This is a genomic window from Zunongwangia pacifica (assembly GCF_023499215.1).
Lineage (GTDB): Bacteria > Bacteroidota > Bacteroidia > Flavobacteriales > Flavobacteriaceae > Zunongwangia > Zunongwangia pacifica.
In genome coordinates, this window is sequence record NZ_JAKHSK010000005.1 from 42,545 (window position 1) to 58,487 (window position 15,943).

Annotated in this window: 17 protein-coding genes and 1 other RNA gene; 8 read left to right on the forward strand and 10 right to left on the reverse strand. The window is 36.5% G+C overall.

Features of this window, described 5'->3' with window-relative positions; translation table 11 throughout:
• Positions 1-47: 47 nt before the first annotated feature.
• The 3 genes from fsa to ffs form a co-directional block, all read right to left on the reverse strand.
• A complete protein-coding gene (gene fsa, locus L1967_RS04690) occupies positions 48-704 on the reverse strand; it encodes a fructose-6-phosphate aldolase (protein WP_249600570.1) in 657 nt (218 codons plus the stop codon).
• 66 nt (positions 705-770) lie between these two features.
• On the reverse strand, positions 771-1,589 hold the full coding sequence (locus L1967_RS04695) for an SDR family oxidoreductase (RefSeq protein WP_249600571.1): 819 nt from the start codon (positions 1,587-1,589) through the stop codon (positions 771-773).
• A 42-nt stretch (positions 1,590-1,631) separates the two neighbouring features.
• Positions 1,632-1,730, reverse strand: an RNA gene (ffs, locus tag L1967_RS04700) — signal recognition particle sRNA small type.
• A gap of 88 nt (positions 1,731-1,818) precedes the next feature.
• Here ffs and L1967_RS04705 point away from each other — a divergent pair.
• Both L1967_RS04705 and L1967_RS04710 read left to right on the forward strand, forming a co-directional pair.
• Positions 1,819-2,886, forward strand: a complete 1,068-nt coding sequence (locus L1967_RS04705) for a glutaminyl-peptide cyclotransferase (protein ID WP_249600572.1) — start codon at positions 1,819-1,821, stop codon at positions 2,884-2,886.
• Entirely contained in the window at positions 2,887-3,300 is a 414-nt protein-coding gene (locus L1967_RS04710) for an acyl-CoA thioesterase (protein WP_249600573.1), read from the forward strand.
• Here the strand turns inward: L1967_RS04710 and L1967_RS04715 are convergent.
• A complete protein-coding gene (locus L1967_RS04715; RefSeq protein ID WP_249600574.1) occupies positions 3,297-3,740 on the reverse strand; it encodes a hypothetical protein in 444 nt (147 codons plus the stop codon). The genes L1967_RS04710 and L1967_RS04715 overlap by 4 nt on opposite strands.
• Complete coding sequence (locus L1967_RS04720; RefSeq protein ID WP_249600575.1) at positions 3,730-4,311, reverse strand: RNA polymerase sigma factor; 582 nt, start codon at positions 4,309-4,311, stop codon at positions 3,730-3,732. The genes L1967_RS04715 and L1967_RS04720 overlap by 11 nt, the downstream gene beginning before the upstream one ends.
• Positions 4,312-4,459: 148 nt before the next feature.
• Here L1967_RS04720 and L1967_RS04725 point away from each other — a divergent pair, with 148 nt between their 5' ends.
• Positions 4,460-4,801, forward strand: coding sequence for a DUF6249 domain-containing protein (locus L1967_RS04725; RefSeq protein ID WP_249600576.1), 342 nt, complete (start codon positions 4,460-4,462; stop codon positions 4,799-4,801).
• Positions 4,802-4,882: 81 nt separating this feature from the next.
• On the opposite strand, the gene glyA is transcribed toward L1967_RS04725, so the two are convergent.
• Positions 4,883-6,157, reverse strand: a complete 1,275-nt coding sequence (glyA, locus tag L1967_RS04730) for a serine hydroxymethyltransferase (protein ID WP_249600577.1) — start codon at positions 6,155-6,157, stop codon at positions 4,883-4,885.
• Between the two features lie 108 nt (positions 6,158-6,265).
• Here glyA and fahA point away from each other — a divergent pair, with 108 nt between their 5' ends.
• The gene (fahA, locus tag L1967_RS04735; protein ID WP_249600578.1) at positions 6,266-7,555 is read left to right on the forward strand and encodes a fumarylacetoacetase; all 1,290 of its coding nucleotides are present in this window, start codon (positions 6,266-6,268) and stop codon (positions 7,553-7,555) included.
• Between the two features lie 57 nt (positions 7,556-7,612).
• Here fahA and L1967_RS04740 read toward each other — a convergent pair whose 3' ends face one another.
• Positions 7,613-7,822, reverse strand: a complete 210-nt coding sequence (locus L1967_RS04740; RefSeq protein WP_249600579.1) for a hypothetical protein — start codon at positions 7,820-7,822, stop codon at positions 7,613-7,615.
• A gap of 121 nt (positions 7,823-7,943) precedes the next feature.
• Entirely contained in the window at positions 7,944-8,339 is a 396-nt protein-coding gene (ytxJ, locus tag L1967_RS04745) for a bacillithiol system redox-active protein YtxJ (protein WP_249600580.1), read from the reverse strand.
• A 183-nt stretch (positions 8,340-8,522) separates the two neighbouring features.
• On the opposite strand from ytxJ, the gene clpB reads away from it, so the two are divergent.
• Positions 8,523-11,129, forward strand: coding sequence for an ATP-dependent chaperone ClpB (clpB, locus tag L1967_RS04750; protein WP_249600581.1), 2,607 nt, complete (start codon positions 8,523-8,525; stop codon positions 11,127-11,129).
• An 81-nt stretch (positions 11,130-11,210) separates the two neighbouring features.
• Here clpB and L1967_RS04755 read toward each other — a convergent pair whose 3' ends face one another.
• Positions 11,211-11,396, reverse strand: a complete 186-nt coding sequence (locus L1967_RS04755; RefSeq protein ID WP_249600582.1) for a CsbD family protein — start codon at positions 11,394-11,396, stop codon at positions 11,211-11,213.
• Positions 11,397-11,513: 117 nt separating this feature from the next.
• On the opposite strand from L1967_RS04755, the gene L1967_RS04760 reads away from it, so the two are divergent.
• Positions 11,514-12,614: an esterase-like activity of phytase family protein gene (locus L1967_RS04760; protein WP_249600583.1), complete on the forward strand. Its 1,101-nt coding sequence runs from the start codon at positions 11,514-11,516 to the stop codon at positions 12,612-12,614.
• A 37-nt stretch (positions 12,615-12,651) separates the two neighbouring features.
• Positions 12,652-13,197 (forward strand): phosphoglycerate mutase family protein, encoded by a 546-nt coding sequence (locus L1967_RS04765; protein WP_249600584.1) that lies wholly within the window; start codon positions 12,652-12,654, stop codon positions 13,195-13,197.
• Between the two features lie 301 nt (positions 13,198-13,498).
• Here the strand turns inward: L1967_RS04765 and L1967_RS04770 are convergent, their stop codons facing one another.
• Positions 13,499-14,899, reverse strand: coding sequence for an NAD-dependent succinate-semialdehyde dehydrogenase (locus L1967_RS04770; protein WP_249600585.1), 1,401 nt, complete (start codon positions 14,897-14,899; stop codon positions 13,499-13,501).
• A 244-nt stretch (positions 14,900-15,143) separates the two neighbouring features.
• Here L1967_RS04770 and L1967_RS04775 point away from each other — a divergent pair, with 244 nt between their 5' ends.
• The gene (locus tag L1967_RS04775; protein WP_249600586.1) at positions 15,144-15,935 is read left to right on the forward strand and encodes a hypothetical protein; all 792 of its coding nucleotides are present in this window, start codon (positions 15,144-15,146) and stop codon (positions 15,933-15,935) included.
• Positions 15,936-15,943: the final 8 nt, after the last annotated feature.

The window sequence follows — 15,943 nt, forward strand, 5'->3', positions numbered from 1 at the left end:
AAAAGCTGCCTTTTGGCAGCTTTTTATGTTCTATAAGAAAAAGAAATTTATTCGTTTCCTTTTTTATAATCTGCTAAAAATTTCTCTAACCCAATATCTGTTAAAGGGTGATTTAGTAAACCTTCAATAGAAGATAACGGACCGGTCATTACATCTGCACCAATCTTCGCACAGTCAATTACATGCATGGTGTGGCGAATTGAAGCTGCTAAGATTTGGGTTTCATAACCATAATTATCATAAACCAATCGAATCTCTTCGATAAGGTTAAGACCATTGGTTGAAATATCATCTAAACGACCAAGAAAAGGAGATACATAAGTAGCTCCTGCTTTAGCCGCTAACAAAGCCTGCCCTACAGAGAAAACTAAAGTACAATTGGTTCTAATACCTTTATCAGAAAAATATTTAATTGCTTTTACACCTTCTTTGATCATTGGCACCTTTACGACGATCTGATCGTGAAGCGCTGCAAGCTCTTCTCCTTCTTTTACAATATTTTCAAAATCTGTAGAAATAACCTCGGCGCTAACATCCCCAGTTACGATATCACAGATTTTTTTATAATGATTTATAATATTCTCTTTCCCGGTGATTCCCTCTTTTGCCATTAAAGAAGGGTTAGTAGTTACACCATCCAAAACCCCTAACTCTTGTGCCTCTTTAATTTGATCGAGGTTAGCGGTGTCAATAAAAAATTTCATATTGCAAGTTTTATAAGTTTATTCTTCATTTATTTAAGTGTAAAAATAACACATTAAATACACTTTTTATAATTTATAATGATTCATCAACATTCTTTCATAGGTTTTATCGGGTAAAATCTTCTTTAAAACGATACTTGCTTTTTGCAAAAGCTCCCCTACTTTATAATGTCCTTTTGGTTCTTTTTCCTCAATAATTTTTAAAACCGCCTTGGCCATCATATCTGGATCCTGCCCTGCATCTACATGCTCATTCATCAATTTTAAAGAATCGCCATAAGACCTTTTATAAGGAGAACCCTCTAAAACAGGAGCATGATAACGCCCAGAAGCGATATTTGTGGCAAAATCACCGGGAGCCACACAAGTCATTTTTATATTAAAACCCTTTACTTCCATTCTAAAAGCTTCGGTTGCAATTTCTAATGCTGCTTTAGAGGCCGAATAAATTCCTCGATAAGGCAATCCCATATACCCTGCTATCGATGTCACATTAATTATAAGACCTTCATTTTGCTTACGCATTATAGGTAAAACAGCTTTACAAACATTTATGGGACCATAAAAATTAGTTTCAAAAGCTTTACGAATTTCGGGTGTTGGTGTTTCCTCTAAAGGACCAGTAATCCCAACCCCGGCATTATTAATTAAAATATCTATTCGCTTTTCTTTAGCTACGACTAATTTTACCGCTTTAAAGATACTATCTTCATCAGTAACATCTAAATCTATAAGATTAAAATTTGATGATTTTCCGGTAGCATTTCTACTGGTACCGTAAACCTTAAAATTTTGCTGATGTAAATAGTCGCCAATTGCTTTACCAATTCCAGAAGAACCTCCGGTAATTAAAACGACTTTATGAGAAAGAGTATCTGTTTTCATAAGGCAAATATGCGATTAATTTTGCTAATTTCCAGATACAAAAAAAGGCAAGCGACCCACATCACACCGCTACGACCGCCTACCCTTGCTGCGTTCCCGCCCTGGGGGATTCAGCAGGAGCTGGTTGTGTGGGACTTGCCGGGTGCAAATATACAATCTTTAGTACTTCTGGCAAGCATTTTTTAAACAGAATTGGTTAATTTAGCCTTGCAAAATATGACTTTTAAAAATGATGAAATTTAAATCTCTGTTAATCTTAACATTAGCTTTTTTATATTTTTCCTGCGGAAGCAATTCTGGCTCAAAAAAATCGCATTTCAGTATAAAAACTGATGAAAACAAGAAAGAATTTCAGCTTGGCGAGCATATTTCAGGGCTAGTTGAAAACAAAAAAGAGCTGAATATCGACTCGGTTATCGTTTATCTGAACGCTGAAAAAGTAACCGCAAAATCACCAAACTGGTCTTTTGATCTTCCGCTTAAAGATCAGCTTTTAGGAAACCAAACCTTAAAGGCTGAAGTATTTTACGAAGGCCAAAAGGATACCACTACCAAATCGATAAAAATCTATAACGATACCCCGCCAAAGGCCTATACTTACGAAATTGTAAATACCTACCCTCACGATCCCGAAGCTTATACCCAGGGATTAGAGTTCTTAAACGATACATTATATGAAAGTACCGGCGAATATGGCGAATCTGATCTTAGAAAGGTAGACCTAAAAACCGGAGAAGTTTTAAAAATAATCGATTTGGATGATTCGGTTTTTGGCGAAGGGCTTACGATTTTTAACAATCAGATTATTTTGCTTACCTGGCAGGCCAAAGAAGGCTATATTTATGATCTTGAAACTTTCGAGAAAAAGGGAACCTTTAGTTATAACCAAAGCAAAGAAGGCTGGGGACTTTGTAATGACGGCAAACACATTTACAAAAGTGACGGTACCGAAAAAATATGGTTACTAAATCCTGAAACCTTAGCTGAAGAAGATTATATACAGATCGCTACCCACAAAAGCATCAATTCTAAAATGAATGAACTGGAATGGGTTGACGGACTTATTTACGCAAACACCTATCAAAAAGATGGCGTAGCGATTATTGATCCTAAAAATGGTGCTGTTGTGGGCCTTATCGATTTTAGAGGCTTACGAAATAAACTAGGGAACGAAAAAGATCTTGATGAGGTAAACCACGTTCTTAATGGTATCGCCTATAATCCTCACACTAAACAATTGTTTGTAACCGGAAAACACTGGGACAAATTATTCGAGGTAAAAATCGTAGAAAAATAAATGATCCCCACTCCCCAGATTTTTGAAATGGAAATCAAGGTTACTCCAAACGATCTTGATGAACAAAACCACGTGAATAACGTGCAATATGTACAATGGATTCAGGACGTAGCTAAAGGCCATTGGGAAGATCGTGCTTCAGTGGCACAAAAAGAAGAATTCTTTTGGGTAGTGGTGCGGCATGAAATTGATTATAAACAGCAGGCTTTTTTAAATGATGAGATTGTGCTGCAAACTTATGTAGATGAGATTACCAACGTTACTTCTATAAGGCATGTGCTCATTAAAAATAAAAAAACCGATAAAGTCCTAGCGAAAGCAAAAACCACCTGGTGTTTAATGAACAGTGCATCTAAACGACCTGCAAGAATCGACGAAAATATGAAGGTTTTATTTCAGAAAAAATCTGATTAATACAACCTCTTTTTATTCATCCAGTTATTCAGCAAAAAAATCTCCAATAGGAAATAAGCGGTAAAAAGTACTGCTGAAATAGCCAAAACATTAGAATTTAAAATACTGATATTTGGCATTTCAAGAGAAAAATTAAAAACCGACTTCACTGTACTCCAATTTCCAATTACAGCTTCTGAAGCTCCTACTGCTGAAGAAAAATAAGAGGTAGTTAGCAATAAAGTAATAAAAGCTGCAATCATCACCCAGCCCTTTTTAGAGATTAATGGCTCGTATTTTATTTTATTTATTGAAGTATTGGTGCTAGCTGTTTTAGCTGAATTAATTTCAGGAAGATCTACCATTACCTTATCGGTAAAGTTAAAAGATGGGGTTTCCAAACCGGTCTCACTGAAAACTTTCTTAGTAAATTCGTCTAATTTCTTTTCTTTATTTTTCATAATTCAGCAACATATCATTCGACAATTTCCTCTTCAAAATAATGGCCAGTTGTTTACGGCTGCGGTATAATTTCACTTTTACGTTTGTCACCGAAAGTTTCATAATTTCAGCAATTTCTTTAACCGACTGATCCTCGTAATAATGTAAAGTTAGCAAAAAAGCATCGTCTTCATTCAGCATATTTATACAAGCAAGAATCGCTTTTTTTCGTTCCTTTTCTTCTAAGTCACTAAGAGCATTGTCTAAATCTTCGATCTCAAAACCATCATAAGCATCGACACTTAATTCCTTAAACTTACGTTTTCTGGCTTTAAGAAAATCTAGACAATTATTATAAGTCACCCGATACACCCAGGTTGAAAATTTTGATTCCCCTTTAAATTTACCTAAAGATTTATAGATTTTCACAAAACTATCTTGTGCCACCTCTTCGGCTTCTTCCCTATTTTTCAGCATCCTTAAACATAAGGTAAACACCAATTTTTTATAACGATCTACCAGTACCGAGAATAATTGCTTATCTCCGCCCAGGATCTGATCGATGATGAATTGGTCTTTTTTGATGGTCATTTAATTATAGGACGGCAATTAAGAAAACCAGGTTACACAAAATTTCTACTTTTTTTTTAAAATTAATTGTAACCTGTTTTAGAAAAGTATCGTCTTAACTTTTGAAAGCGCTTAAAAAATGAATCATTAATCAAATAAAATTAAAAATATGGAACCTGTTATTATAAGTATTGCCTTTTTCTCTTGTATTTTTGGTATTGTGTATCTCTTTTTTCAAACAAGAAATAAAGAACGCTTAGCCCTTATTGAACATGATAAAGATGCTTCACTATTCAAGTTTAGTAAGGACAGATCATCACCGGTTTGGGCCGTAATCCTACTTAATCTATCCCTTGTGCTTATGGGAGTTGGTTTTGGTTTTTTAATAGGTAGTTTATTAGAATCCTACTCCATTTTAGAAGGCGATGTAGTATATGCCGGCAGTTTATTTTTTACTCCGGGAGCATTTTTACTTCTAGGTTTCTACCTTACCCGTAAATTAAAATTATAATCTATCGGTCCTGAAACAAACAAAAAAAGCTACCAAAATTGGTAGCTTTTTTTTTTGTTATATCATATTGATAATTAACGCTTAAGATTTAAAAAGTGGACGACCTTGCATTAAAGCATTCACTTCAGATTTTACTTCAGCTAATTTAGTATCGTCATTTATATTAGAAATCACCTTATCGATCAATGCTACGATTTTAGGCATATCTTCTTCCATTAAACCTCTGGTGGTTACTGCAGCAGTACCAATTCTAATCCCAGAAGTTACAAAAGGTGATTTATCATCAAAAGGCACCATATTTTTGTTTACGGTAATGTCAGCTTTCGTTAAGGCTTCTTCAGCTTCTTTACCACTTACCTGTTTATTTCTAAGATCGATAAGCATACAATGATTATCAGTTCCACCAGAAATTATCTGATAGTCTTTGGCTACAAAAGCCTCTGCCATGGTTTTGGCGTTTTTCTTTACCTGTACTGCATAATGCAAAAACTCATCGGTTAAAGCTTCTCCAAAAGCAACCGCTTTAGCAGCGATAATATGCTCTAAAGGCCCCCCCTGATTTCCTGGAAAAATAGCACTATTCAAAATAGTAGACATTTTCTTAAGATTTCCGTTTTTCAGTTTTTCACCAAAAGGATTATCAAAATCTTTCCCCATCATGATAATTCCGCCACGCGGTCCACGAAGGGTTTTATGGGTGGTAGAAGTTACAATATGACAATGTGGGATTGGATCTCCAATTACGCCTTTTGCAATAAGACCTGCAGGATGCGCAATATCTGCAAATAAAATGGCCCCCACGCTATCAGCGATCTCTCTAAAACGTTTATAATCTATCTCACGAGAATAAGCAGAAGCTCCCGCGATAATCATTTTTGGTTTTTCTTTTTCGGCAATCTCCGCAACTTTATCATAGTCTATAAGTCCGGTTTCTTTATCTACCCCATAAAAAACAGGCTCATATAATCTACCAGAAAAGTTTACCGGAGAGCCATGAGTTAAATGCCCCCCATGAGAAAGGTCAAAACCTAAGAATTTTTCTCCTGGTTTTAAGCAGGCCTGGAAAACAGCGGTGTTTGCCTGTGAACCCGAATGTGGCTGCACATTGGCATACTCGGCTCCAAAAAGTTCTTTTAAGCGATCGATCGCTAACTGCTCTACTTCATCTACAACTTCACATCCACCATAGTAACGTTTCCCTGGGTAACCTTCTGCATATTTATTGGTCAATACAGATCCGGCAGCTTCCATTACCTGGTCACTAACAAAATTTTCACTTGCAATAAGCTCTAAACCATGCAGTTGACGCTCTTTTTCCTTCTCGATTAAATCAAAAATTTTTGTATCTCGTTGCATCTTAAATATTTACGTTAAATATTCATCAAAAGTAATAAATACATTCGGTTAATTACAGGAAAATAATATATTTGAATCAATCAGATTTTAACAAATTTTTATTTTTCTATGTCTATTACTGCAAATGATCCTAAAAGAAAAACCTGGCTGGATATTCCAAAGGACACTGATTTTCCAATTCAGAATATTCCTTTTGGGGTGTTTTTAACCCGAGATGATATCATTACCATCGGTACAAGAATCGGTGACTTTGCTATCGATCTTGGTGCTTTACATCAACTTGGTTATTTTGAAGGTATTCCTTTAACCGATGATATTTTTCTTCAGGACACTTTAAATGATTTTATTTCAGACGGAAAAAAAACCTGGCGTTTGGTGAGAAATCGTATTGCTGAACTTTTTGACGAGAAGAATGAAGCATTAAAAAATAACCAGGAGCATCGTAATGTTGTCTTGTTTACTTTAGATGAAATAGAAATGCAAATGCCGGTGCAGGTAGGTGATTATACCGATTTTTATTCCAGTAAAGAGCATGCCACTAATGTGGGTAGTATGTTTAGGGATAAAGAAAATGCGCTTTTACCCAACTGGTTACATATCCCGGTGGGCTATCACGGCAGAAGTTCTTCTATAGTGACCAGTCACATTCCTATTCACCGTCCAAAAGGCCAAACCATGCCTGAAGGGGCTAAAGAGCCTGTTTTTGGACCATCAAAGCAGATCGATTTCGAGATGGAAATGGCCTTTATCACCACAGATGCCAATTTACTTGGTGAACCTATCCCCGTAGATGAGGCCGAAGATTATATCTTTGGTATGGTTATGTTTAACGACTGGAGTGCTCGTGATATCCAGAAATGGGAATACGCCCCGCTTGGACCATTCTTAGCTAAAAATTTTGCGTCTTCTATCTCGCCGTGGATTGTCACTATGGATGCTTTAGAACCTTTTAGAACCGAAGGACCCGAGCCTGAAAAAGAATTAATGTCGTATTTAAAATATACCGGCAAGAAAAGTTTTGATATCAATCTTGAAGTATTCCTAAAACCAGAAGACGGAGAAGAAAACTTACTATCCCAGACTAATTATAAATATTTGTATTGGAATATGAGTCAGCAACTCGCTCACCACACCATTAACGGGTGCCCGGTAAACTCGGGAGATATGATGGCCTCAGGAACGATATCGGGACCAACACCAGATACTTATGGGAGCATGTTAGAACTTTCGTGGAGAGGAGAAAAACCGGTGCAACTAAAAGACGGTAGCCTTCGCAGTTTTATAGAAGATCATGATACCGTAATTATGAGAGGTTTCTGTGAAAATGAGAGCATACGTATTGGTTTTGGTGAAATTAACACCAAAATTTTACCCGTATTCGAACCAAAGAAAAAATAACCTATACCCTTATACAGGTAATAAAAAAAGCTGCCAGATCATGGCAGCTTTTTGTTTCTATATTCGGCTATAGCTTCTAAATTCCCTCGACTCACGCATCGTAGCTTCCGCAGCTTTTTCGTCACTGCTTCCCCCCTTCTCTCGATCTTCAGGCAGAATAGCTTCACTGTGATCCTGGAACTCTCGCTTTTGTCTTTCAGTTTCCTGACCTTTCTTGATGGCTTCCCATCTTCTTTCGAGTTCTTTAAAATCTGTCTCTTTATCCATAACTTTAATTAATCTTTTTCTCTGGACCAAAATTACAAATAGTCATATATTTCACCAGATTGATTAATAATCTTTAACAAAGGTTTCTAAATTTAATTTAAAAAAAGAAAATATTCAAATTTTATAAAAATTCTTTAAGATTTTTCACGTCAATATCTTGATGAGAACTGTGATGAACCACCTCTTTTTGCTGAAGCAAGATAAGTTGCGGACTCTCGTGCCTTACTTTAAAACGATTCGCTATTTCATTAGATATTTCACGATAACTCAACAGGTCCAGAAAATAAAGATCAATCGGAGCGTCGTCCGGAAGGTCATAAGAATTTTCAAATTGTCTTAACACCATTTTACTAATACCACAGCGTGTAGAATGCTTTAAAATCCCTACAAGATGTTGTTCAGACTGTTGTATAGCTTCCTCCAATTGTGATAAATCAACCAAAGGTATCCAATTAATCTTAGATTCGCTTTTCGATTCTTTTTCTCCTCCTCCAAACATTTTATCAAAAATTCCCATGTTTCAATTTTTTTGCAAATATACATCTTAAAACCTGATGATTAATTCCTAATACAATATTTTCAAAATAAACACAAAAACTGCCGATTTGTCTTAAAATTTAATAAAATTAATGCCATTTTGTCTAATTATTCAGAAGGTATAGCATTTGCTATTTAGAATTTCAAAAAACAGATAGAGACGATGAACTTTAATAATTTCACCATAAAATCACAAGAGGCCATCCAGCAGGCGCAACAGCTTGCTCAGGAAATGGGCCATCAGCAAATTGAAAATGAGCACCTGTTCCAAGCGATTACTGTAGTAGACGAAAATGTAACGCCATTTTTGCTGAAAAAATTGAACATCAACGTGAACCTTTTTAATCAAATTCTGGACAATACGCTTCAGAGTTTTCCAAAGGTTAGCGGCGGCGATATTATGTTGAGCCGGGAAGCCGGCAAAACAGTAAACGAAGCATCTGGTATTGCTAAGAAAATGAATGATGAATATGTTTCTATTGAACATTTAATATTGGCAATATTTAAATCTTCAAGTAAAGTTGCACAAATCTTAAAAGATCAGGGTGCTACTGAAAAAGGCTTAAAAACGGCCATCGAAGAATTAAGAAAAGGGGATCGTGTAACTTCGCAAAGTGCTGAAGACACCTATAATTCCTTAAACAAATATGCTAAAAATCTAAACCATTTAGCCGAAACCGGAAAACTGGATCCGGTGATTGGTCGGGACGAAGAAATACGAAGGATATTACAAATCTTATCCCGAAGAACCAAAAACAACCCCATGCTAGTTGGTGAACCGGGTACGGGTAAAACAGCCATTGCTGAAGGTTTAGCCCATAGAATTGTAGCCGGGGACGTACCGGAAAACCTAAAAGAGAAACAAATTTTCTCTTTAGATATGGGGGCGTTAATAGCCGGAGCTAAATTTAAAGGAGAGTTTGAAGAGCGATTAAAAGCGGTAATTAAAGAAGTAACCGGCAGTGATGGAAATATTGTATTATTTATCGACGAAATTCACACCCTTGTGGGTGCAGGTGGCGGCCAGGGTGCAATGGACGCTGCAAATATCCTAAAACCTGCATTGGCCAGAGGCGAACTAAGGGCCATTGGAGCAACCACTTTAGACGAATATCAAAAGTATTTTGAGAAAGATAAAGCTCTAGAACGACGTTTCCAGAAAGTAATGGTGGCAGAACCCGATACTGAAAGTGCCATCTCGATTCTTCGAGGAATTAAAGATAAATACGAGCAACACCATAAAGTAAGGATTAAAGATGAAGCGATTATCGCAGCGGTAGAATTATCACAACGATATATCACCAACCGATTCTTACCAGATAAGGCCATTGACCTGATGGATGAAGCGGCCTCTAAACTTCGTATGGAAATTAACTCGAAGCCGGAAGAGCTAGATGTTTTAGATCGTAAGATCATGCAATTAGAAATCGAGATCGAAGCCATTAAACGTGAAAAAGATGAAACGAAACTAAAATCCCTACGCGCAGATTTAGCGAATCTTAAGGAAGAGCGTAACGAGGTGCATGCACAATGGAAAAACGAAAAAGAAGTTGTAGATAATATCCAGGGAGCTAAAGCTGAAATCGAAGAATATAAGCTGGAAGCAGAGAGAGCTGAACGTGAAGGTGACTACGGAAAGGTTGCCGAGTTACGTTACGGAAAAATAAAAGAAGCTCAGGAAAAACTGGAACGTCTTCAAAAAGAAGTTAAAGAAAGAGAAAGCGGAAAATCCTTAATTCAGGAGGAAGTTACCAACGATGATATTGCAGAAGTTGTTGCGAAATGGACAGGTATTCCGGTAACCAAAATGCTGCAAAGTGAGCGGGAAAAATTACTTCGATTAGAAGAAGAACTACACCGCCGTGTGGTAGGACAGGAAGAAGCGATTGTTGCGGTAAGTGACGCTGTTCGTAGAAGCCGTGCCGGTTTACAGGATCAAAATCGCCCCATTGGATCGTTCTTATTCCTGGGAACAACAGGGGTGGGTAAAACCGAATTAGCGAAAGCACTGGCCGAATATTTATTCGATGACGAAGGGGCCATGACCAGGATCGACATGAGTGAATATCAGGAGCGTCACTCGGTTAGCCGTTTAGTTGGTGCGCCTCCCGGATATGTTGGCTACGATGAAGGTGGACAATTGACTGAAGCAGTAAGGCGTAAACCCTATTCTGTAGTCCTTTTAGATGAAATCGAAAAAGCGCATCCCGATACTTTTAATATCCTGTTACAGGTTCTCGATGAAGGACGCTTAACAGATAACAAAGGACGTTTGGCTGACTTTAAAAATACGATCATCATTATGACGTCGAATATGGGAAGCCAGATTATTCAGGATAAGTTTGAGGCTATCCAGGATGTGGAAACGGCGATGGAAGCGGCCAAAACTGAAGTGCTTGGTCTTTTAAAACAAAGTGTACGACCAGAATTTATAAACCGTATCGATGATATTGTGATGTTCTCTCCATTAACTCAGAAAGACATTAAAAGAATTGTTGATCTTCAGTTAAAAGGAGTGAAGAAGATGCTGGCAAAACAAAATATTGTTTTAGATGCAACAGAACAGGCACTGGCTTTCCTTGCAAAACGAGGTTTTGATCCACAGTTTGGTGCAAGACCAGTAAAAAGAACCGTACAAAAAGAGGTATTGAATAAATTATCTAAAGAAATCCTTTCAGGAAATATTCATACCGATAGCATCATCTTATTAGATGAATTTGATGACAATTTAGTATTCAGAAATCAGGAAGAATTAACCGAATCTGAATAAAAAAATCAGAAAAAGAAAAATGATCATTAAAAAAGGGACTGCAAATGCAGTCCCTTTCCGTTTTTGAGATGATTCTCTAAATTACCACCTATCGATCTCTTTCTTTAATTCTTCTTTAGATTTCCCGGTTCTTTCCTGTAATCTTCCGAGCATTTCATCAAACTTCCCCTCAGAATAGGTTGCATCATCATCAGTCACTTTTCCGTACTTCTGTTTAAATTCACCTTTAATCTGTTTCCATTTTCCTTCTAACTGGTCACTATTCATAACATTGGTTTTTATTGGTTAACAGGTTAAATTTACAATATCAATGCACCGATTAATCATAATAATTCGCCATATTTTACTTAAGCTTTTGTTATTTTTAGCCTGAAAAAAATGATGATGAAAAAATTACTAATATTGGCCATTTCAGGACTATTTTTTTGTTCCTGTGCGACCACCAGAAAAATCGAAAACGACAGAGTAAAAATTAAATTTCTGGATGAATATGTTATTGATAAAGATCTTAAAATAGACGATACTAAAGTTGGTGGTTTATCTGGGATCGATTATAAAAACGGCACCTATTATCTTATTGTGGATACCCCATCAGACGCCCGTTTTTATGAAGCTGAAATTAAACTCTCTGGAAATAAAATCGATACCGTAAACTTTAAAAAGACGGTGATGATTGAAAGATCTGCCGAATTCTTTAAAGAGCACACTTTAGACCCTGAAGCGATTAGGTTTTTACCTGAAGAAAATCAGGTGTACATTAGTAGTGAAGGAAGCATTAATAATCAAAAAGATCCATCGGTTTTTATCTTGGACGAAAATGGAAATTTTAAAGATGCTTTTGAAATTCCTCCGCATTTTACTGCCAAAGGCGAACAAAAACCGAGACATAACGGTGTTTTTGAAGGTTTAGCTGAATCTTATGATGGTAATGGGTTTTGGGTTGCGACCGAACTTCCGCTGGAAAAAGATGGCCCAAAACCTAAATTGTTTCCTACAAAATCCTTTACCAGGATCACTTATTTTGATAAAGACATTAAAAAAGCAACCTATCAATTTGCGTATCGATTAGATGGAATTTCCAAAATCCCCTGGATGTATTTTGCGGTTAACGGGGTAACTGAGCTTTTGGAATATAAACCCGGTAATTTTTTGGTGTTAGAACGGGCTTATTCCGCGGGACATGGCTCGCATAGCAATACCGTAAAGCTATTTGATGTGGATACCAAAATGGCAACGGATATTCTAGATAAAGAATCGCTAAAAAAAGCCGGTTTTTCGCCGGCTCGAAAACGTTTGGTCTTCAATTTTAAATCGGTTAAAAATCAACTTACCGATAAAATTATCGATAATATAGAAGGCATGTGTTTTGGCCCAAAACTTGAAAATGGGAAACAGTCTTTATTATTAATTTCTGATAACAACTTTAATAGCTTCGGAAGGCAGTTAACGCAGCTTATTTTAATGGAAATCGATTTTGAAGAATAAAACCGATTTCAGCTAAATTCAAAATATATTAAAAATCATGAAAAAGAACATTCTTTATCTTCTGCTAAGCCTTGTTTTTATCGCTACTTCCTGCCAGCAACAACCGCAAAAAAACCAGGAAAAATCGGAGCCGAAATTCGATAAAATAAGCACGTATTATTTTATAAGACATGCTGAAAAAGATACTACAGATACAGAGAACCACAACCCTGCTTTAACAGCTGAAGGAAAGCAACGTGCTGAAAACTGGAAAAATGTATTTACTGATGTTGATTTTGATGCGATTTATAGTTCAGATTTTATTAGAACCAAAGAAACGGCGCAACCCACAGCAGACAGTAAAAATCTTGCTATCGAAATTTATGACCATACTCAACTAAATTCCGAAGAGTTTCAAAAAGCAACCAAAGGAAAAAAAGTACTGGTTGTTGGTCACACCAATACCACGCCGTACTTCGCAAATGCTGTGTTGGGAGAAGATTATTTTAAGAATGATATTGATGAAACTCAGCATGGAAAATTATTTATCGTGCAGGTACATCTAAAGGGAGAAAATACCATTCAGAATTTGACCATAAACTAATTCTGAAATCAATATCAATTTTTTGCGAGCATTTTAAGTAGATGAATTCTCCAGAGAAATTTATATAAAAAGCATAAAAATTGAAAAGCAAAAGAGGCTGTCTAAAAACTCAATTTCAGTCAACCTGTTCCGATAGCTATCGGAATTGTTTCAGGTTCTCATAACGATTTTTAAATCAATGAGATGAGATTCTGAAACAAGTTCAGAATGACGTTTTTGGATGTTTTCAGACAACCTCTTTTTTCCAACCAATTGCGCTGAAACTAAATCCAGCGTCTTTAATATTGTGCTATTTCTTCAATTATCCTTTAAGGATATTAATTGCTTTAGCGTTTACAAATTCTTTGATTCCAAAGCCCCCATGTTCTCTACCATATCCAGAGTTTTTAACTCCGCCAAAAGGCATATTGGGTTGTGCTACCCCAAAAGAATTAATAAATACCATTCCGGTATCAAAATGTTTTTCGGCTAACTCGATTGCTTTTTCCTCGTCTTTAGAGAAAATTCCACCACCAAGACCAAATCTACTATCATTAGCAATTCTCATCGCATCTTCATCATCTTTAGCTTTAATTACAGAGGCTACCGGCCCAAACAATTCATCATCATAAGCTGGCTGACCGGGCTTTACATTGGCAAGCACTGTTGCCGGGTAAAAGAATCCGTCTCCTTCAGGAATTCCGCCCCCACAAAGTACTTTAGCACCTTTTTTCACGCTGTCTTCCACCTGATCATGCAATTTCCCTCTTAAATCCTTACGCGCCATTGGCCCTATTTGTGTATCTTCTTTGGTAGGATCACCAAATTTCACATTTTTCATTTTGTCTACAAATGACTCTAGAAAAGCATCGTAGTTTTTCTCGGTTACCACAAATCTTTTGGCCGCTACACAGGTTTCTCCGTTATTATAGATCCTACCTTTTACACTCCACTCTACAGCAGTTTCCACATCGGCATCATCCAATACCAAATAGGCATCATTAGATCCTAGCTCTAACACTGTCTTTTTAAGATTTCCGGCAGCCTTTTTAGCTACTGCTCTACCACCATTTGGACTCCCGGTAAAGGTGACACCTCTTACAAAATCATTATCGATAATGTCATCAGATTGATCATGATCGATGATCAATACCGTGAATAAGTCTTTAGGTAAACCGGCTTTCTCAAAAATTTCCTGCAACATTAAGCCAGAACCGGTGGTACCTTCAGCATGTTTTAGCAACACTCCATTACCCGCCATTAAATTCGCAATAGCATAACGTACAACCTGATAAGCAGGAAAATTCCAGGGTTGTATTCCATAGATCACCCCAATTGGAGAATAGGTAATAATTCCGCGTCCTCCATCAGGAAGTTCACGCTCTGGCTCGTTAGCTAATTCTTTTTGCCCATTTTCAGCAGTATATTCACAAATAGCTGCACAAAGTTCAATTTCTTGTTCAGCTTGTGAAACAAGTTTTCCCATTTCGCTGGTCATAAGCTTAGAAAACTCATCTTTATAATCTTTTAATGTGCTTCCTATTTTTTTAAGCACTTCTGCCCTTTCGGCTAAAGAATATTTTTTCCACTTCACAAAAGCTTCATGACATTTTTTTACGGCTGCACTTGCTTCTTCATTGGTCATTAACGGATAATCCTTCAGGTCTTTTCCCGTGGCTGGATTAACCGTGGTAATTGTTTTGTTTTCAATTAATGTACTCATAGCTTTTAATTTTTTTCTAAGGTACACTGCAGCTAAAGGCTTTGCTGATAAATCTCCGTTAAAGCTTTTTGAAATTCAAGTTAATTGAGAATTATTAACAGAAAAATTGCGCTAATTAAATCTTTGTTCACAATAGAGAGGGTTAAACATTATTTTGGTAAATTTAATTTTCATTTTTTCAACTTGTATGCGAAGATTATTTTGCTTGTTTCTGGCATTAAGCGCGATATCCTGTGCTTCTAAAATGAAATTAAAAGGAGAAGCTGTCCAGCAATTTACTCCGCTTAACAACAATGATGTCGTTGTCGTCATAGAAGAATACAAAAAGATACCCGATTCTATTCCTTCTAAAACTATTGGGGAGTTTCACTTAAAAGATGGTGGCTTAACGGTAGATTGCAGCTACGAACATGTATTGAGTCTGGCAAAAAACGAGGCTCGTAAACTTGGTGGCAATGCTATAAAAATTACTGCACATAAATTACCAAATGCGCTATCCATCTGCCATCAGATTACGTTTAAGATCCTTAAAATAGATGATATTTTTCCATTCCAAAATATGCTTATTTGGAGCACCAAACATACGCTGGACTGGAAATATTTTAAAGGTGCCCCAAAATTGGAACGCCCTTCTTTTCTTTGCGCTACGATTAATGTCGATTATAAAGACTATAAAATTGGCGGTAAAGGCAGAGTTGAAGTATTGCCCGTTATTGTTCTTAGCTGTAGTTATATTCAGCCTAATTATCAAAACAAGCACCAATTAGAATACAATCAGCTTAAGTTTGATTTACTAGAACTTTATGCCCGTAAAATGCGTGATGCTTTTAATGAAGCGAAAGTCGACTCGCAGATAAAATGGCAAAAATTTGCTGAAGGAATCTACAATGAAATTTTTAACGATTTTGAAACCGAAATCTATTACCTGGAAACCGAGACCAATTTTGGTTTAGAATATACCGAAACCTTACGTTGGAAATATCGCTTAAAAGAAGAATTGGCAGAAACCAGTTCTTTAAGTACCGATACTATATAATCATTAAA